This is a genomic window from Ruegeria sp. YTSC199, assembly GCF_059609725.1.
This window is the reverse complement of the sequence record NZ_JBXWMF010000039.1, coordinates 1-19,238: the sequence shown is the minus strand read 5'-3', so window position 1 is coordinate 19,238 and position 19,238 is coordinate 1. Positions and strand designations below refer to the sequence as shown.

Annotated in this window: 16 protein-coding genes; 6 read left to right on the top strand and 10 right to left on the bottom strand. The window is 56.5% G+C overall.

All coding sequences use genetic code 11. The annotated features are described in order from the left end of the window. Window positions 1-93 precede the first annotated feature (93 nt). The 3 genes from AC2FEE_RS23860 to AC2FEE_RS23850 are packed head-to-tail and all read left to right on the top strand — an operon-like array spanning window position 94 to window position 4,962. Window positions 94-2,160 carry an oxidoreductase gene (locus AC2FEE_RS23860; RefSeq protein WP_496867942.1) on the top strand — a complete coding sequence of 689 codons (2,067 nt, stop codon included), beginning with the start codon at window positions 94-96 and terminating at the stop codon, window positions 2,158-2,160. Window positions 2,161-2,168: 8 nt separating this feature from the next. Then, complete coding sequence (locus AC2FEE_RS23855) at window positions 2,169-3,368, top strand: aromatic ring-hydroxylating oxygenase subunit alpha (protein WP_496867941.1); 1,200 nt, start codon at window positions 2,169-2,171, stop codon at window positions 3,366-3,368. A 25-nt stretch (window positions 3,369-3,393) separates the two neighbouring features. Next, the gene (locus tag AC2FEE_RS23850; protein WP_496867940.1) at window positions 3,394-4,962 is read left to right on the top strand and encodes a trimethylamine methyltransferase family protein; all 1,569 of its coding nucleotides are present in this window, start codon (window positions 3,394-3,396) and stop codon (window positions 4,960-4,962) included. Between the two features lie 63 nt (window positions 4,963-5,025). Here AC2FEE_RS23850 and AC2FEE_RS23845 read toward each other — a convergent pair whose 3' ends face one another. Then, window positions 5,026-6,420: an aminotransferase gene (locus AC2FEE_RS23845; RefSeq protein WP_496867939.1), complete on the bottom strand. Its 1,395-nt coding sequence runs from the start codon at window positions 6,418-6,420 to the stop codon at window positions 5,026-5,028. Window positions 6,421-6,591: 171 nt separating this feature from the next. Between AC2FEE_RS23845 and AC2FEE_RS23840 the strand changes: the two genes are divergently transcribed. Further along, complete coding sequence (locus tag AC2FEE_RS23840; RefSeq protein ID WP_496867938.1) at window positions 6,592-7,212, top strand: TetR/AcrR family transcriptional regulator; 621 nt, start codon at window positions 6,592-6,594, stop codon at window positions 7,210-7,212. 432 nt (window positions 7,213-7,644) lie between these two features. Here AC2FEE_RS23840 and AC2FEE_RS23835 read toward each other — a convergent pair whose 3' ends face one another. The 4 genes from AC2FEE_RS23835 to AC2FEE_RS23820 form a co-directional block, all read right to left on the bottom strand. Beyond that, window positions 7,645-7,959: a carboxymuconolactone decarboxylase family protein gene (locus AC2FEE_RS23835; protein WP_496867937.1), complete on the bottom strand. Its 315-nt coding sequence runs from the start codon at window positions 7,957-7,959 to the stop codon at window positions 7,645-7,647. Between the two features lie 23 nt (window positions 7,960-7,982). Then, the gene (locus AC2FEE_RS23830) at window positions 7,983-8,441 is read right to left on the bottom strand and encodes a plastocyanin/azurin family copper-binding protein (protein WP_496867960.1); all 459 of its coding nucleotides are present in this window, start codon (window positions 8,439-8,441) and stop codon (window positions 7,983-7,985) included. Continuing rightward, the gene (gene moaA / locus AC2FEE_RS23825) at window positions 8,434-9,543 is read right to left on the bottom strand and encodes a GTP 3',8-cyclase MoaA (protein ID WP_496867936.1); all 1,110 of its coding nucleotides are present in this window, start codon (window positions 9,541-9,543) and stop codon (window positions 8,434-8,436) included. Before moaA ends, AC2FEE_RS23830 begins: the two co-directional genes overlap by 8 nt. Before the next feature lie 81 nt (window positions 9,544-9,624). Beyond that, window positions 9,625-12,294 carry a molybdopterin-dependent oxidoreductase gene (locus tag AC2FEE_RS23820; RefSeq protein ID WP_496867935.1) on the bottom strand — a complete coding sequence of 890 codons (2,670 nt, stop codon included), beginning with the start codon at window positions 12,292-12,294 and terminating at the stop codon, window positions 9,625-9,627. Window positions 12,295-12,404: 110 nt separating this feature from the next. Here AC2FEE_RS23820 and AC2FEE_RS23815 point away from each other — a divergent pair, with 110 nt between their 5' ends. Beyond that, on the top strand, window positions 12,405-13,109 hold the full coding sequence (locus AC2FEE_RS23815; RefSeq protein WP_496867934.1) for a response regulator: 705 nt from the start codon (window positions 12,405-12,407) through the stop codon (window positions 13,107-13,109). Here AC2FEE_RS23815 and AC2FEE_RS23810 read toward each other — a convergent pair. Further along, window positions 13,082-15,862, bottom strand: coding sequence for an ATP-binding protein (locus AC2FEE_RS23810; RefSeq protein WP_496867933.1), 2,781 nt, complete (start codon window positions 15,860-15,862; stop codon window positions 13,082-13,084). The two genes, AC2FEE_RS23815 and AC2FEE_RS23810, sit on opposite strands and share 28 nt — an antisense overlap. A gap of 37 nt (window positions 15,863-15,899) precedes the next feature. Between AC2FEE_RS23810 and torT the strand changes: the two genes are divergently transcribed. Continuing rightward, window positions 15,900-16,841 carry a TMAO reductase system periplasmic protein TorT gene (gene torT / locus AC2FEE_RS23805; RefSeq protein WP_496867932.1) on the top strand — a complete coding sequence of 314 codons (942 nt, stop codon included), beginning with the start codon at window positions 15,900-15,902 and terminating at the stop codon, window positions 16,839-16,841. A 222-nt stretch (window positions 16,842-17,063) separates the two neighbouring features. Here the strand turns inward: torT and AC2FEE_RS23800 are convergent, their stop codons facing one another. The 4 genes from AC2FEE_RS23800 to AC2FEE_RS23785 form a co-directional block, all read right to left on the bottom strand. Continuing rightward, window positions 17,064-17,294, bottom strand: a complete 231-nt coding sequence (locus AC2FEE_RS23800) for a hypothetical protein (protein ID WP_496867931.1) — start codon at window positions 17,292-17,294, stop codon at window positions 17,064-17,066. A gap of 53 nt (window positions 17,295-17,347) precedes the next feature. Beyond that, complete coding sequence (locus AC2FEE_RS23795) at window positions 17,348-17,632, bottom strand: hypothetical protein (protein WP_496867961.1); 285 nt, start codon at window positions 17,630-17,632, stop codon at window positions 17,348-17,350. A 117-nt stretch (window positions 17,633-17,749) separates the two neighbouring features. After that, window positions 17,750-17,992, bottom strand: a complete 243-nt coding sequence (locus AC2FEE_RS23790; RefSeq protein WP_496867930.1) for a DUF4147 domain-containing protein — start codon at window positions 17,990-17,992, stop codon at window positions 17,750-17,752. Between the two features lie 178 nt (window positions 17,993-18,170). After that, window positions 18,171-19,148 carry an HpcH/HpaI aldolase/citrate lyase family protein gene (locus tag AC2FEE_RS23785; RefSeq protein WP_496867929.1) on the bottom strand — a complete coding sequence of 326 codons (978 nt, stop codon included), beginning with the start codon at window positions 19,146-19,148 and terminating at the stop codon, window positions 18,171-18,173. Window positions 19,149-19,238: the final 90 nt, after the last annotated feature.

Genomic DNA, 19,238 nt, shown 5'->3' with positions numbered 1-19,238 from the left:
GGCTATCTAACGACACACCCGGGATCGGTAGAGGCTTCGCTGCCCTGCCGTTCCCGCAGAACTATTTCCAATTTTTCTGGAGGAAGCGCGGCAATGTCAGGCGCTGACGGATATTCTGTTCTCTTTGAGCCGATTCAGATCGGGCCCGTGACGGCGCGAAACCGGTTCTATCAGGTGCCCCACTGCAACGGCATGGGACATTTGCGACCGCAGGCCGAAGCGGCCATGCGGGCCATGAAGGCCGAGGGCGGCTGGGCTGTTGTGTCCAATCAAGAAACGGAAATCCACCCCACTTCGGACCTGTCCCCCTTTGCTGAAAACCGACTATGGGACGAAAGGGACATTCCAGCGCTGCGCCTGATGACAGAAGCGGTGCACGAGAAGGGTTCGTTGGCGGCGATTGAACTGGCGCACAATGGCCACCATGCGCAAAATCACCTGAGCCGCGCGCCCTTACTGGCGCCGTCAGAACTTGCCCTGCAGACAGCATATCCCAAGCAAGCCCGGGCAATGGACAAGTCGGACATTCGCGAGCTCCGCAAGTGGCACCGTGCGGCAGCGCGACGTTCGCGCGAGGCGGGCTTCGACATTGTGTATGTATACGCGGGTCACCACATGACCTTGCCGCATCATTTTCTGTTGCCGCAGTTCAATGACCGAACGGATGAATACGGCGGATCGTTAGAGAACCGGGTGCGTCTTACCCGAGAGCTTCTGGAAGAAACCAAAGAAGAAATTGGCGATGACTGTGCTGTTGCTCTGCGGTTTGCAGTTGATGAAATGCTGGGACCTGACGGCATGCAGGCGCAGGAAGAAGGCCGTGCCGTTGTCGAACTACTGGCCGAGCTGCCGGACCTTTGGGACGTGAATGTAGCGGATTGGAGCAACGACTCGGCGACGACCCGCTTTGAACCCCGTGACGGTTTTCAAACCTCTTATATCGAGTTCGTCAAACAGGTCACGTCCAAGCCGGTTGTGGGCGTCGGGCGTCTTACGTCTCCGGACTTGATGGTATCACTCGTCAAAAAAGGCATTCTTGATTTTATCGGCGCGGCACGACCGTCCATTGCTGACCCGTTTCTTCCAAACAAAATCAAGGACGGCCGCATCGAGGAAATCCGAGAGTGCATCGGTTGCAATATCTGTGTTTCATCGGATTCTCTGGGGGTTCCTATCCGGTGTACGCAAAACCCGACAATGGGTGAAGAATGGCGACGGAAATGGCATCCTGAAATCATTGAACGCAAGGGCGAAGAAGAGGCCGCGCTGGTTATTGGCGGCGGTCCCGCCGGGCTGGAATGCGCCATGCAGCTGGCTCGCCGGGGTTACGACGTAACTGTGGCCGAAGCCAAGCAAGCGCTTGGCGGGCGTGTGTTGCAGGAATCCAGCCTGGCCGGGCTATCCGCCTGGAAACGCGTGACAGATCACAGGATTTACGACCTGCAGCAACGCGGAAACGTTCAATTGTTCACTGACAGCCGCTTATCAGCAGGTGAGGTTGTCGAACTGGGCATTCCGAACGTCTTTCTGGCAACTGGCGCATCATGGCGGCGAGATGGTCGCGGGAAATCCGCATTTCAGGGAATATCAATAGGCTCTGGTTCTCAGGTATTTACGCCGGGCGACATCATGTCAGGTGTTATGCCGGGGGACGGTCCGGTTTTGGTCTATGATGATGATCAGGCCTATCTCGGTGGGGTGCTGGCAGATCATCTGGCCCAGGCAGGGCGAGAGGTTGTCTTTGTAACCCCAGCCTCAATGGTTTCGCCGTTCACGGAATTGACGTTGGAACAGGTCAAAGTACAGCGCAGTCTGCTGGAAAAGGGCGTTCGGTTGGCCCTGTCCCAAACCTTGGCCAGCGTGACACCCGGTAAGGCGAATACTCAATGCGCCTATACCGGGTGCGAACAAACCATTGATTGCGGCTCTGTCGTTTTGGTGACGCAGCGCGCGCGCGATACCACCCTTTATGATGAACTTCGTGGTTTGACCGATAGCCCGCTGACTACATTGGAGCTGATCGGTGATGCCGCGACCCCCGGTTTGATCGCTGATGCCGTGTATTCGGGACACATGGCGGCCCGAAATTTCGAACGCGATGCGGGCGATATCGACCGCGATTTTTTCCGTCGGGAAATCGTTTCCCTTGAATCTATATGAGGTGCGCTATGCCAAAAGATGACTTGCAAGTAATGCGCGACTTGATGAAGGCGCAGCGGGAAAGGTTCGCTTTGCCGCGTCACTTCTATACGTCTCAGGCGGTTTACGAAAACGATATCAGCACGTTCTGGAACCGCAACTGGATCTGGGTCGGCCATGTCAGTCAAGTCGCTGAACCCGGTGAATATTTCCTCTTCGACTACGGCCCCGAGTCCATCATCATCGTTCGGGATCGCGAGGGAGAGTTGCGCGCGCATCTGAACGTTTGCCGCCACCGGGGATCGCGCGTTTGCATTGAACAGAAAGGCAAGGCGCGCAACTTCATATGCCCGTATCACGCGTGGACTTTTGACCTCAACGGCAAACTGAGAAACGGACGGGCAATGGGGGCAGATTTTGACCCGGGCCAATACGGATTGTTCCCGGTTCAGGTTAAGATTTTCCAAGGCCTGATTTTTGTCTGTGCGGCTGAAAATGCTCCACCGCTGGACGCTGCATTGGAAAGACTGGCCCCGCTTTCAAAGCCGTTTGATTTTGAAAACCTGAAGTTAGCCCATGAGGCCTCATATCCGGTTCCGGCAAACTGGAAGCTGGCCTTGGAGAATTATCTGGAATGTTATCACTGTGCACCGTCCCATCAGGACTACTCTCGTAGCCATTCCCTGAAAGACCCGGTGCAGGTTCTGGAGTTCAGCGGGGCGCTGCACGAACGAATGGAAGAAGCCGGAGTTCCAACAGAGGAGCTCGACCTGACCGGAGAGAATGCGGACGCGCCGGGTGCAGATGTCTATTGGCGGCGCTACCCGCTGTTCCCGGGCTATTTGACAGGCAGTAAGGACGGCGCGCCCTTGGCGCCGCCTCTGGGTGCACTGAGAACCCATGACGGCGGTGCAACTGATCTGGGGATCGGTACGCTGAACTACTTCTTGATCTATGCTGATCACGTGGTCGGGTATCGGTTCGTGCCGCGCGCTCTGCAGGAAACGGATATTCAGATCGTCTGGTACGTGCGCGGAGACGCCGAAGAGGGGCGCGACTATGAAAAAGATGCCCTGACATGGCTGTGGCATGTCACGTCGCTCGATGACGAACGGATCATCCGTCACAATCAGGAAGGCGTGAATTCATACCATTTCGCCCCGGGGCCGCTGTCCGAGATGGAATGGAGCATTCCCGGTTTCTACCGCAACTACTTCAGCATGATCTGAGACGCGCATAATTCGGAGAATAAACATGACAGAACTAACGCAGCGCAGATCAAGACGGCGCGGGGGTGGGCGTGAGGCGCGCGCAGCAGTACGATCCAGTAACGCCCCTTCGCAGGCGATTTGGCCGGGTGTTCCCGGTGGGCGATACAAACCCCTGTCAGACGAAGACATGTCGCGCATTCACGAAGCTGCGCTCAGCATTCTGGAACGGACTGGGGTCGGGGATCCTACGCAGGAAGTTCTTGATCTCGTATTGCCCAAGGGGGCGACTTTGAACGAGCATGGCAGGCTGTGCTTTCCTCGGGCCTTGATGGAAGACCTTTTGGCCAAGGCCGCCAGTGAGTTTTATGTCCATGCACGCGGATCGCGGGCTGGTAAGGATGATATGCACTGCACCAAGGACAAGGTGTATTACGCAAACTCCGGTACCGCTGTGACCACGTTTGACGCGGAAACGCGCAGTTACCGGCCATCAACACTCAAGGACATTTACGACTTCACCCGCTTGGTAGACCGGCTAGACAACATTCACATGACCGGTGACACGGTTTTGGCGACGGATGTGCCACAGGACTACGAGCATGATATGAGCATGCTCTACGCCATTCTGGCGGGTAGCGAGAAGCCGTCTTGCCTGACATTCCGTACACGCGAGCATATTCAGGACGCCATTCATTTGTTCGACCTGGCATCGGGCGGGGAAGGCAAGTTCCTTGAAAAACCCTCGGTCATTTTTGGCGGGTGCCCCATCGTATCACCGCTCAGATTCGGGCGGGAGAATCTGGAGATCCTGATTGATACGGCGAAAATGGGGCTGGTTTGCGACCTCGCTGTTCCGCCGCAAGCTGGGGCGACGTCGCCTGCGCCGCTTGCCGGGACCTTGGCGCAAGCCGTCGCCGAGACCCTGTCATGTGTCGCAATTGCCAACTTGATCAACCCTGGCACTCCGGTAGTCTTTGCGGCTTGGCCCTTCATCACCGACCTGCGTACCGGTTCGTTTACAGGCGGCAGTGGCGAACAAGCGTTGATTTCAGCTGCGGCCATTCAGATGGGCAATTTCTACAACCTGCCGACCAGCGTCGGATGTGGTATGACGGATTCCAAGATACCCGATGCGCAATACGGTCTGGAAAAGGCGCTAACCTTCGCGTTGGCGGCCCATGCCGGTGCCAACAGGTTGTGTGAATTTGGCGGTATGCTTGGCAGTCTGATGGGGTGCAGTTTTGAGTCCATGGTCATCGACAACGAAGCCGCCGGTATGATCTCGCGAACCCTCCGTGGGATTGAGGTGAGCGACGACACGCTTTCCGTCGACGTCATCCATGAATGCGCAATTGATCCCGGTCACTTTCTCGGCAACTCGCAGACCTTGCAATATATGGAGACCGAATATGTCTATCCGACCCTGCTAGACCGGGAACTGACCGACACCTGGGAGAAAGCAGGTCGTCAGGACATGTTTGAGCGGAGCCGGTCGGTTGTTGACGATATCCTGTCCAATCACTACCCAAACTACTTTGGTAGCAAAGCCGATAAAGAGGTGCGGTCCAAGTTCCCGATCAAATTACCGCCTGAGGCGATGCGAGCGGATTAAGCGCTGTGACTGCGAAGAAGGCATCGCAATTTACAAGATTGCGATGCCATTCCATTGCAAAACCTAAATCCTCAAGGCACCCTGTCGCGTCAGGTCTTCGGTCGCCAGCTGTATGCCTTTTTCAAGGATGTCGAACATCTGGTTCAACTCGTCTTCGGTAATGATCAGTGGTGGGGAAAATACGCACATATTGATGATCGGGCGCAGGATCAGCCCGTTCTCTTGGCAATACCGGTCAATCAATGCACCTACTGATTTATCAAGGTCCAACAGGTTCTCTGCTTTTGCATCGGCAACACATTCAACGCAGCCCACTAGCCCCATACCACGGGCATCACCGACGAGCGGCAAGTCTGCCAGAGCCTGAAGGCGCTCTTCGAACAGCGGCGTGATCGCGCGGACATGTTCTAGAACGCCGTCACGCTCCATGATTTCGATTGTTTTCAGACCTGCTGCCGCACTCACCGGATGGCCCGAATAAGTGAAACCGTTTGAAAAGGTGGCGTCCTGTGCGTTGTCACCAGTCACATCTTCAATCAACCGATCGGAGATGATGCAGGCCCCCATGGGTACGTATCCAGACGTCATGCCTTTTGCGCAGGTGATGATATCGGGTTGGATTTGAAAGACGTCTTCGGACGCAAACCAATGTCCAAGCCGTCCGAACCCGGTTACGACCTCGTCTGAAATATACAAGACATCGTACTTCCGGCAGACTTCCAGACAGCGCTGATGATACCCTTGCGGAGGTACGATGACCCCGCCAGAGCACAGGATCGGTTCCGCGATGAAGGCAGCGACCTTGTCTGCTCCGGTCTGCAGGATCATGTTCTCCAGATCACTGATTTTTTCGTCCAGGAATTCATTAACTGTCTGTTCAGGGCGACGTGTATAAGGGTTCACGTTCGGCAGGAAACGCGTCAGGTGGGAAGCTTGGTCCAACCATCCCTTGTCGCGCTCTTTTCCGGATACCGAGGCGGCCAAATAAGTCGATCCGTGATAGGCTTTCTGGCGCGATATCACGATTTTCTTTTCCGGTTTGCCCAGCAGGTTGTTCCGGAACTGCACGAAACGCAGAGCACTATCCACGGCCGTGGAACCACCGGTTGTAAAGAAGACATGGTTCAAATCGCCCGGTGTTCTCTTGGCGATCTCATGTGCCAACCCGACAGGTGCTGAGTTGGTATTGTTGAAGGGCGAAAAATAGGCCATCTCCTTTGCCTGCTGGGCCATGGCATCGGCAATCTCGGTGTTTCCGTAGCCCAGCTGCACGCACCACATGCCGGCAGGCCCGTCTATCAGGCGTTTGCCGTCTTCTGTCACGACGTGAACACCAAGACCACTTTCGGCAAAAGTTCGTTCATTCAGACCGAGATGCGACATTCCCTCCCACGGGTGCAGGAAGTGTTTGTTGTCCCAGTCACGTACGGACTGAAAGTCGGAGTTGAAAAGGATCATGCGTCACCGTGTTGAAACATTTATCACAAAATGAACAATCATTCATTCAATGTCAATCCTTGAACTTATGATCAGCTAGATGCGAAAAGACCAAAAGCGGCACCCCAGCGAAGGACAAATAAGATTACTCTCGAGCCAGATAGCCCAACCAATGCCCGAGATCTGAGCAAGTTGCAGAACCGAAAGCAGCTGATCCAGGCGGCTGCGGACGCTATCCACGAATACGGAATTCGCGGAACGACCTCGGCTAGGATCCAGGAATTATCTGGATTGTCTCGGGGATTGGTGAACCTGCATTTTGGTTCTAAGGAGAAGCTGCTGCTCGCTGTGGCAGAAGAATTGTCAGCGCGCTACGCAGGGCGGTGGAGGGCAATAGCAGACGATCCAAAGTTGGACGCTGCCCAAAAGCTGATTTCTATCATAAAGGCGGATTTCGATCCTTTCGTCCTTAATCCGCGGGATGTTTCGATCTGGTTTTCGTTTCGGGCTGAAGCGGTCTCGAATCCACAAATCTTTCCATTGATCGACTCGCGAGACAAAGATTTTCGAGCCGTGATCCTGGAACTATTTGAGGAATTAAAGAGCGAAGGTGAGTACAAAGACATCGACTGCAAACTTGCTGCAGACGCATTGATTGCGCTGCTGGAAGGGCTCTGGACCGATTACCACTTGCACTCAGAGATCTTTAAACCCGAGGAGGCTTTGAAGATCTGTCTGTTTGTACTGCAGTCAGTGTTTCCAAAAAGCTTTGGGTCTCAGTCCATTCACGGGCGAACGCAACGACAACGTTAGGCTCGAAGCGGATACTTTGCGCCTCACCGACCAACGGCCGCTCCTATATTGCATCAGCGTAGTGGAAGACCTTTGAGTCGCAAATGGTGAAACTTGTGTGCTGAGGAAAACCCCGTGGTCCAGAAATCAATGGCTTGGCGAAAAGGCAATGGCAAATCGTTGTTCGTCCGACATTCCTTGTCGAACGTCACAAATCCGGGAATTAAGGGCACAGAATCGGGCAATATGTCCCAGAGTGTTACCGCGCCCAAAGTTTTTGGTACAGTGACAATGGGCGCGCCGCGTGAAGTCTCAACAAATAAGCCAGACTATCCTCAACGCTGTCAGCTCAATCCGACCGCTTCAATAAACGATGGGCATGCTGTATAACCAGGAACCGGTTTCTTAAGGATACATGCGACGCCTCTCTGTTCAGGCGCCGCATGTGATAGCTTAATCGCCGGTCACGTCCGAAATCCACGTTCCCGCTGCAACAGCCCGTGGAAGTCCAAGTGGGCCAATCGCCAAAAGCGCGACCTGCCGCAAGTCTTCGGCAGGAATTCCTTCGGCCAGTCCCCGGCGGCTATGTGAATGTACGGCACCTTCTGACGCGGCGCCAATCGCGAGTGCCAGTTTGACAAGCCGGCGTTCGCGTTCCGTGAGGTTCCCGGCCTGTGCGGTTGCTGATCCAAGTGCGGCATATGCATCCCAGATGTTGGGGTGTTTTGCAGCAAGCGCGCCTGCGGCGCCGGGCAGATCTTTGGTCATCTCGAACTCTCCTTTTCGTTAGCTCATGCCTTCGGAAATGAATTCTTCAAATGCGTTCTTAGCTTTTTTGGCATTTTGGCATCGAGGAACCCGTCCTGCATATCAGAAGCGCCGACCTGAATGACCATTACCACACTCATCCCGAGATGCGGTTTGCATTTAACCCCGATCATGCCATCGGCAGTCAGCTCAACCTCTTCATTGATCTTGCCTACTAAAGGCTGTTGCCCATCGGGAACCATACCTTTGACGGTTTCGACAGTGTGACCTTTGTCCGCTGCGCGGAAGACCAAGATGTCGCCGACCTGAGCAGAGACAAGTCGCGGTTCGAACACCATTGTTTCCGCTTCGCCTCGGTTTGGCATCTGGACCTCGATGGTTTCAGCAAACACCGAAACCGGGCCAAGAGCTAGAAAGGTGGCTGTGGCCAGAGATTTAAGTTTCATCCTGCGTTTCCCTGTGAGGTTTGTAGTTTTATCCACCAAGCGCGGACATATGGCGCGTCACAGCGGGTTGTGACATTTGTGAAAGGTCGAAGCGGTGACGTTCAGGCTTCATCAGCAACGCGCTTCGAATGGCGGACGATACCGCGTCCTCGGATCGGCGCAGTGGCGCGCGCAGATCAACCGATCCTTCGTCGCCCATGCAAGTGTAGAGGCGTCCGGTGCAACTGACCCGCACACGATTGCAGAGTGCGCAGAAATTGCAGGACATCGGGGAAATGAACCCAAGCTGGCCACCAGTCTCTGCAACCTGCACGTAGCGCGCCGGACCGCCAGAACTGCGTTTTAACGAGGTTAGCGTCCAGCGGCGCGCCAGGTCCGATTGCAGATCACTCAGGGACAACACACTTTCACTTCGGTCCAGGCCGGTATCGCCCAACGGCATTTCTTCGATCAGCGTCAAACCCATGCCTCGCCCATGGGCAAAACGGATCAAATCGTCGACTTCGTCTTCGAACGCACCACGGCTGGCAATCGCGTTCAGCTTGACCTTAAGGCCCGCGTCCTGCGCGGCATCCAGCCCAGCCAGTACCATACGAATATCACCAAGCCGTGTCATGCTGCGGTATCGATCCGGGTTTAGCGTGTCGAGAGAGACGTTGACCCGCTTTATACCGCAAGCCGCCAAGCAATTCGCGTGGCGCGCCAGTAACGTTCCGTTGGTGGTGAGCGTCAACTCATCCAACGCGCCGGATCGCAGATGCCGCGACACATCCCGAAATAAATCGATTACATCACGACGCACCAGAGGCTCGCCTCCGGTAATGCGCAGCTTGCGCACACCGCTTCGAATGAAAACGTCGCTGAGACGGGCCAACTCTTCAAGGCTCAGAAGGTCGCGCTTGGGAAGAAACGACATCTTCTCGGCCATGCAATATGTGCAGCGCAGGTCGCAGCGGTCGGTGACGGACAGGCGCAGATAGTTGACGGTTCGGCCAAAACCATCGACCAGCGGAGTTAGCGGATCCTGCGCTTTTCTTTTGGATGACGAAGATGCGCTAATGCGCGCAGTTTTGATGGGGGTCAGGTCAGAAGGGTCGGCATTCTCGCCGCAACCACTGCTGTTTGTGTTGTCCAGCATCGGACCCTCCTGCATGTGATGGGGATTTTCTTAAGTTTTGCGTGGCCGGGCGTTGCCCCGGCCACGCTGGTCTTCGGTGTCTTAGTGGGCGTCGGCCGCGTTCATCATCAGGTATTCCATGACGAGTTCACGTTCGCTGCCATCAAGGCCGGCCCTTTCGAACATTGACGGTACGATGCCTTTCCACTGTTGCTGCGTGTAGTGAGTCACTTCCCGTGGGGCGTGACAGACGGTACAGCGCTGGAAGAACATCTTCTCGCCCGGGGTCATGTCGGCGTAGAGGGATGCCGTCAAAGCTTCGAGCCGCTCCAGGCCAAGTTTATCGTCATCAATCGCGGCAAGCTCGATGTCTTCGATGATAGCCGGTTTGTCGTAAGCCATGTTCGGACCTTCGGGGTCTTCGCATTTGCGCATTTCGATAAGGACGGTGTTGGCCGTAGTTGCCTCGCTGAGACCTGAAGCGCGCTGTGTCGAAGTCAGGAAGTTCACCAGACCCGAGTTACAGCGCCCCTTGCTGTCAAGTGACGGCCAGCAACCTTCGTAGATCGAAACGACGCCCGGCATGATCTCGTCGCTGACAACAGCCCCGGCGATAACGGTGCCTCGGTTGTTGTACAATTCAACAAGATCGCCGTCTTCGATGCTGCGTGCTGCGGCGTCTTCGGCATTGATCCGCACCGGCTCGCGACCCTGAACCTTATAGATACCACGCAGCGTTTCCGACTGGTCCATCTGGCTGTGCAGGCGGTACCACGGGTGGGGCGACACGACATGCAACTGACCTTCCTTGGCATTGCCGAGGTACTCGTGTTTCTCCATCCACATTGGCATACCGGGGCAGTCCTCGATCTCCATATTCGCGATGTTTTCGCAGAACATCTCGATCTTGCCCGATGCTGTGTGCAACGGGTTTGCTTCCGGGTTGGCGTAGAATTCGCCGTGCCGCACCCATTTCCGGGCCTCTGCAGGTACCGGCATCCGGGCATAGCCTTTTTCCCAGAACTCCTCGAATGGTGTTTCCTTGGCCGCGCCCGAAGCCTCATAAGCCAGTTTGATGTGATACATCTTGTCTTCGCTGTCTGTGAACTGCGCCCACAGACCCAGCTTGTCGGCCAGACCTTCGAAAATCTCATAGTCGGGCAGACTTTCGCCAACGGGTTCGATCACCTTTTTCATCGCGTAGACGCGGTCGTTCGAATAGGTGCCGCCCGACGTGATATCATCCTGTTCCAGTGTCGAGGCCGCAGGCAGGACAATATCGGCCCAGCGGGTTGCAGCTGTCCACCACACATCGACAGAGACGATGGTGTCGACCTTCTCAAGCGCGCGGATCAACCGGTTGGTATCCTGCTGGTGCGACATGAAGTTGTTGCCGGCATTGAAGATCATCTTGATGTCGGGATAGGTGTTGGTCTGCCCGTTATAGAAGAAATCCACGCCCGGGCTTTCCAACGCCTCGGTAATGCGCGAGGCCGGGACTATCTTCTTGACGAAGTTCCTGCCCTGGCTCATGCCGACCGGTGTGGCGTTGCCACCCTGAGGCATACCGCCGTTACCATAGTGCCACGAGAACCCAACGCCCTCGCCCGGTTTACCGATCTTGCCAAGTAAGGCCGCAAAGTTGATCAGAGACCAATAGGCCATTTCACCATGCTGGGCGCGTTGGATGGCCCAGGAACCGGCGATGCTGGTTTTCGACGACGCGATGAGTTCGGCGAGATCCTTGATTTCCTGCTCGTCAATGCCGGTGATTGCCGAGGCCCAGGCGGGTGTTTTCGGTGTGCCGTCGGTTTCACCTTTCACATAGGCAATCCACTTGTCGCTGCCGACTGTGTACTTGTCCATATAGGCCTGATCTTCCAGACCGTTTTCCAGCGCATGATAGGCCATCGACAGGAACAGGGCGGTATCGGTGTTCGGTATGATCCGCTTCCACTCTGCGTTCAAGTAATCGTCACTGGCGGTGCGCTGCGGGTTGATCGAAATGAACTTGACGCCCGCATCGCGGATTTCTTCCCAATGGGCGTACATGCCGTGGTCAGCCACGCGGTACTCGATCCGGTTGTTCTTGATCGGGTCACAGCCGACAAGCACAAACAATTCGGTGTTGTCGCGGATGGTTTCCCAGGCGGACTGCGCGGAATAAACTTCCATGTCGCCGATGATATGAGGCAGACAAACCTGCCCGGCACCGGCCGACCAGTCGCCCGCAGTGTTCGTGCAGCCGCCCATCAGGTTGATCAAGCGCCCCTGCAGAACATTGGGACGGAACACGCCGGCATTCGACCAACCGCCATAAGACGAGCTGAAGATCGCTTCGTTTCCGTGGTTGGTGGCTGTATCCAGTAGTGCCTTGGCGGTCAGGCTCCAGGCGGTGTCCCAATCGACGCGGACATATTCTTCCTTGCCGCGCAATTCGGGCTTGATGTCGCCACTTTCCCACCCGTCTAAATAGGACTTTCGCACCATCGGATAGTTGATCCGGCTCTTGTCATAGGTACGATCCATGACGCCGTAGGCCAGCATCTCGGTAGGGCGGGCATCAAGCTCCATTATTTTATTGATACCGATCAGCTTGCCATCGCGGACCACGGCCTCAAACGGCCCGAAATGGGTCGCGTGGAACGTGCGGCCCCCGAATGAGTTGGGGTCAAGCGCTGCAAGTGCAGTGGAATTCATCAGAGCAGTTGCGCCGAAGGTGGCGATACCCCCTTGCAAAAAGGCGCGGCGGGTTGGCGTTGAGAAAGACATATCGGGTCTCCTGTGGCTTCTGGGCAAACACTATTTCTTGGGCAACGCTGTCGCTTTGATTGCGCACAACTGCGGTTGTCCGAATATGTAAAGAAATGTAAAAGCAGCATATGGCGCAGCATATCCTCATCGTCGAAGACGACCGCACAACCCGGTTGCGGCTTGCCGCTTATTTGCAAGAGCAGGGGCATCGTGTCAGCCTGGCCGAAGATGCGGACGAGATGGAGAGCATCATCGAATACGATCCGCCGGACCTATTGCTGGTCGATATCAACATGGACGGAAAGGATGGCCTGACGATTACCCGCGAACAGCGGGCAAAATCACGGGTCGGTATCATTCTGCTGACAGCCCGCGATGATCAGGTCGACAAGATCGTCGGATTGGAAATGGGCGCCGACGACTATGTGACGAAACCATTCGACAAACGTGAGTTGGCGGCGCGCGTGAAGAATCTGCTGGCCCGGATTGCGGATATCGGGCAGGCACCCGAGGGCCCTCCACCAGTCGAATTGTTTGGTGTTTGGTGTTTTGATCGGATTCGGCACCGGTTGGTCTCGGCAGCAAGAACAGAAACACTTACACCTCAGGAATTCGCGATCATGACGGCACTGGCGGATCACCCTGGGCAGACGCTCAGCCGCGCGCGGCTTTCCGAACTGATCGGCCGCAGCTCCAACCGCGCCAATGACCGGATGATCGACGTGGTGGTTGGACGGTTGCGCAAGAAGCTGGAAAAAGACCCGGCCAATCCCGAGTGGATTCTAACCCAACATGGTCAGGGCTATCACTTTGTCAATCCGGCCTCGACCTGAAGCCCCGCCTCTGCAGCCGCCGCTTCAAGTGTCGATGCCGCGGTCTGGGCACTGACGCAGACCCGGTCCAACAGGGCCTCGCTGGCATCACTGTCTTGTGCCTCCAACTCGGCGAGCAGCGTACACAGGGTCTCAAGCCGGAAATTCGCAGCAGCCCCTTTCAACCGGTGTGCGGCCTTGCGTTGCTGGTCGGCCCGTGTGGACTTGATCGTTTCTACAGCCTCGGGCAGTGCGCGCAGAAACTCGGATACGATTAGCCCTGTTGTTTCCTGGCCGAGATCTGAAATATCGCTGCGAAGACTGTCCAGAACCGCCGTCTCGTGCCGGGGCGTTTCGGTCGGGCTGACGGGCGAAAGAACTTCTGTCAAAGCTCTGGGTGAAATCGGTTTGGCCAGAATGCGCGCAACGCCCAACCGGTTGCGGTTCTGTTCCGTGTCATCAATCAAATGCGCCGTCAGCGCGACCAGCATCGGCGCATGTTCCTCGGCACCGATCCGCGCGGCCACTTCCTCGCCCCGCATGTCCGGCAAATCGAGATCGATCAGGACGAGATCGAAGCGGTTGTCGAGGCTGCACTTCAACCCGGCTATTCCGGTTTCGGCTTCATGCACCCGACACCCCAGCCGCTCCAGATATCCCCGTGCCACCATACGGTTCACGGCATGATCATCGATCACCAGGACATTGCGGTCGAGATCAGCCTCGGACAAGTGGGTTTCGTCTTCGGCCACACAGTCGGCATCGCCGGGCATCAGCGGAACGGTCAGGGTAAACCGGGTGCCGACGCCGGGTTCACTTTCGACGCTTAGCACTCCGCCAAGCGCTTCGGTCAGATTACGCGATATGGCAAGACCGAGGCCAAGCCCCTCTATTCCTGCGCGTTTTACGGTTGCTGTCCGCGTATAGGCATCAAAGGCCTGAGCGATAGCCTCACGCGTCATGCCTATTCCGGTGTCGGCCACCGTGAAACTGACAACGGGTTGTCCGGTGTCGTCCGCCACCGCATGGTCCACGGTAAGCGTGACAGTCCCGCGCTTGGTGTACTTGACCGCGTTCGAGATCAGGTTGCCCAGTATCTGACGGATTTTCACTACATCGCCGAATAGCACCGGAGGGGCGGGCCCTGCGAGCTCAACAACGGTTTGCAGCCCCGTCTTTGCTGCCAGAGACTGCATCTGGTGACCAAGCTGGCCAACCAGATCGCGTAGGTGAAAGTGCACAGGGTTCGTGCGATTGCCACTGTCTTCACTGCTCGCATAGTCCAATATGTCATTGGTGATCTCCAGCAATTCACGGGCCGATCGGTGTGCCGTTCGCACCCGGTCTTGCCGGGCCTTGTCCATCACTTCGGCCTCCAGTAGCCCCAACATCCCGATAATGCCGTTCAGCGGGGTGCGGATTTCATGACTCATCCGGGCCAGGAATTCGGTTTTGCTGCGGTTTGCAGCCTCGGCCTCGGTGCGCGCCGCGTCCGAGGCCTGCATCTCGGCGACGACGTCGCCGGTACGTGCGATCACCGCCTCTTCCAGATGTTCGCGCAGATCGGCCGCTTCGCTTGCACGGCGACGCAGGATGTTGAGCGCTTTTTCCATACGCCCGATCTCATCGTGGCCGCTGATCTGCATCGGTGCGCCATAATCACCTTCTGCCACGGCCACGATGCGTCGGGCCAGCTCTCCCAGACGTGCGACCAGTTGCTGTCGGGCGTAAAGCCACAAGACCGAACCGGAGATCACCGCTGCAGCGACCACTACAAGCAATGCGATGTTCATCATAGAAGACTGCCGTTCCGCAGCCGCGATCTGAGCGACCCCCTGGGCCTGCACGGCATTGCGTGCCTGCCGGGCTTGTGACGACAGGCTGGCGATCAGGGATTGCAGGCGTTGACTGTCGTCAGCAATCGCCATCTGCAAAGCGATCCTGTTTCTCTGACTATCGACTAGCCCACCCTGTGCGATGGTATCCTGCAGCTGTTGCAACGCAGCCTGTGCCGCGTCCCTCGCTGTTGGTGTCGGCAGGTAGCGGATGCGACGATCGGCCAGAGTCAGACGATCCGATAGCTCTGCGCGGAGATCTGCAAGCGCATCCTGTGAGGCAATCGCCTGCACTTGCTGCAGCTTCAGCCGGATCGCATCAACCACATTTGCGAGCTCAGTCAACCGTTCGAAGGCAAAGAAATGGCGATCCGCAAGCTCGTCCAGCGCCGGGCGTGGGTCGCCGTCAGAATCGGTATAAATCCCTACGATGCCGGCTGTTATCCTAAGTCGCGCCAGATCGGTCTCGTCGCTGATGAGTGAATCCAACTGCCCTGCCAGCTGTATGATCTCGTTTGTTTGTACTGCGATTTGGATGGCAAGCTGCAACTCCTCTTGTCCGTTTTCGGCCATTTGCGCGACAACTTCGCTTGCGCGAGCTTCTGGCCTTGTGCCTGCCGTGGTAGGGCTCATGCCCTGCATGACCTGAACCCCAAGTTCGATGCTTTCGACGGTCTGGCCAAGCGCAACTGAAATTCGATCAAGATCATCGCTGGTATCCGCCTGCGTGAATGCAGTGGCAAGCGTACTAACAACCTCGGCAGAGGCACCGATCCGGCTGGCCAGCTCTATTGCGGGCAGATTGGTTTCGATCAGCTCGTTCTGTGTGCGTATGAGATATCGGTTGACGGCAATCGCGACGATACCCACCATGATGGCAAGCGCCCCCATTGCTGAAAGGATTTGGATCAGCCGCGTGTCAAATCTCGTCCGTCGCATTGTCAGACACTACGGGGCCATCTGGGTTGGTTCAATCTTGGCGACCGGACTATGTGTCGCGTTCTGGTCTGCTGTCGCGGCGAGTCCGCGCACGCTGGTGTGCGTGCTTGTTCCCCATTTCAAGGATGAGTACTGGCTAAGCGTCGGCTATGGGCTGGAACAGCAAGCAGAGCGGTTGGGCTTGGACCTTCGACTCTATGAGGCGGGCGGCTACCGCGCCCGGTCTCGGCAGATTGAGCAGATTGAAACCTGCATTGACGAGGGCGTCGATGCGATCCTCATCGGCGCAGTAACATCTGATCATGCGGATCTGATTAAATCCATAGAACAGGCAGCGCTGAGGACCCCTGTTTTTGGCCTGGTTAACGAGCTTCATTCAGATACCCTGAGTGGGCGCATCGGCGTCGACTGGCAGGATATGGGACAAGCCGTTGGGCATCATTTGACCAAGCTGCATCCCGACGGATCGCCGCCCAAAACCGCAATCTTTGTTTCAGGCCCGGCAGAAGCCGGTTGGACGGGCCCATTGGAGGTGGGGCTGCGCAACGGCCTGAGCGGTAGCGAGGTGACAATCCTTGAGGTCTTTGGTGCCGATACGGGCCTTAGTCAGCAATTGGCTCAGGTCGAAACGGCCTTGGAACGCTATCCCGATGCAGATTACCTGATTGGTAGTGCACCAGCAATTGAGGCGGCGATTGGTGTACTTGTGAACTCAGATGATCCTGACCCGCCGCATCTGATCTCTACCTATATCAGCCATACCGTCATGCGTGGATTGATGAATGGAAGGGTCTTGGCAGCTCCATTTGACGATCCGGCCATGCAGGGTGACATGGCACTCAATCAGGTTGTGTCCGTTCTGGCATCTGAAAAACCGGTCGGGCTGATTGGGCCTGACATAACCCTTTTGACCCGGTCAGATCCGACGCTGACCGATTTCCTGATCTCTCCGGCAGAGTACTTTCCAAGCATCCAGTAAGTCTGCGAAAAGCAGACCGTCACACTTCAGTGAGTTGGACCGACAATACTCGTGGTCATTTTTGGCATCGCATCTAAGTTCCTTGCAGCAAGACTTCTCATTTGAGGTTCTCTAAACCCATTACAACCGAACTTTGGACTGGCTGGCCTTTGTCTATCAGCACGGTTCGTTAGGTTCCATGTTCTGTTATCAACTCCCGCGAGTTGTAGTTGTCGGAGTGATTCACAGGGTTGGAACCCGAGGGGCTTCTACCTTCGCGATAGCTTGTAACTTCCCTCCAAGCGTCGCGGAACAATAGCAGCGCGTCTTGCGTTCTTCGATCGCCGCCCGTCCGATGAAATCGTCGGTCTTTGATTTTGGCGGCACGATTAAGTTGATGCCGGCTTCAAACAGGTCCGTCTGATCGTTGAATTCTGACACGGAGAAGATCAAGTCCCCTTCGATCCGCAACATGTCGAGTGCCGCTAACCCGAGCGGTCCAATACCATATTCCTGACCGACCTCCCTCACGAGATCAATGGTTTCAACGGCATCTTTGAGGAGGCCGAAGATTCCATGTCAAACTCACCGGAATAGCCGGTCCGAGAAGTTACGACGGACGTCCCCTGCACATCGCAAAGCCGGGCGAAGGTAAGCCTGAACCTTGACAGTTCTTCAATCGTCGGATGCTGCGGCGATGTCCAGAAGGGCGACAGGGTCTTGTCATGACGCGCGGATACGGCGGGCAGGTCATCTCCGATCACATCTGACAGGATATAGACCGCGACCGGGGCAGGCGAGCCGTGCTGCAAAAACCACCGCCTTTAAGTCGGTTCAGGTGCTGACGCACAAGGTTAATCCGCATGATGTCCAGCCCGGAAGACAGCAGAACCCCGTTGACGGTGATTTTGTCCTAAAGGGTTAGTCTTTCAACAGGCGCTGGAACCAAGGCCGCCCCCCCCGCCCGAGATTAGCGCGATATTCTGATCCTGCTCACGTGCTGCGCTGAGCTGCGCGATGATCTGCTGCCCGGCTTTCAGGTCTCGTTCATCCGGGACGGGGTGTGAGTTGGTCAATACCGTCGCTCCAGAAACGTTGGGCTGGTTTTCGGCATGTGTCACGGCCAGGGCGACGTGATCGCCCTGAACGTGTCGCAATGCCTCGGCTATCATGGCGGGCCAGCTTTCCCTATCGAGATCAAGATTCTGCGCCCGCCTTTCTTTGGTAAAGGGGCTGATTGCAATCGTCTGCGCAGGGAGACGGCCGTATCTGCTGCCGCGACCGCCACGGTAACATATGGCGGCGGCACTATCGCGTAAGGATATTGACGATTGCACAATCAAAATGCGATCAAGCTGCCTCGATTTGACGGGCTTTTTCGACCATGACTTCTGCCTGGCGGATTGAGGCATAATCGATCAGACGACCATCCAGAGATACGGCCCCTTTTCCTGCCGCTTCGGCTTCGGCCATCGCCTCAAGAATACGCTGCGCCTTGGTGACTTCGGCGTCGCCGGGTGACATGACCTCGTTCGCCAGCGCGATCTGGCTGGGGTGGATCGCCCACTTACCTTCGCATCCCAGAACCGCCGCACGTTTGGCAGCGGCGCGATAGCCGTCGGCATCCTGGAAGTCGCCAAATGGTCCGTCAATCGGGCGCAGACCGTTGGCACGGGCGGCAACCACCATACGCGCCAGCGCGTAATGCCACATGTCGCCCCAGTGGGTCATGCGCCCACCGTCGGCATCCGAATCGGTCAGAACCGAGTAGTCGGGGTTCACACCACCGATGATCGTGGTCCGAGCGCGGGTCGAGGCGGCATAGTCGGCAACACCAAAATGCAGGCTTTCGTTGCGCTTCGAAGCCGCCGCGATCTCGCTGACATTCTGCATCCCCAGCGCGGTTTCGATGATGTGCTCGAACCCGATGCGTTTTTTGTGACCCTTGGCGTCTTCAATCTGGGTCACCATCATGTCCACGGCATAGACATCAGCTGCGGTACCGACTTTGGGGATCATGATCAGGTCCAGCCGCTCTCCGGCCTGCTCGACCACATCTACCACGTCGCGGTACATGTAGTGGGTGTCCAGACCGTTAATCCGCACCGACATGGTTTTCTTGCCCCAGTCGATATCGTTCAGACCCTCAATAATGTTCTTGCGGGCCTGTTCTTTTTCGTCGGGTGCGACGGCATCTTCCAGATCGAGGAAGATGACGTCGACGTCAGACTTGGCGGCCTTTTCGAACATGCCGGGCTGGCTGCCCGGAACGGCCAGTTCACTGCGGTTCAGGCGGGCAGGGGCCTGTTCAATGGAATGAAAGCTCATGGTTCGGGTCCTTCAACTTACAGGTTAGGGTAGATCGGGAATTTGGCGCAGAGATCTGCGACTTCGGCTTTGACCTTGGCTTCGACGGCA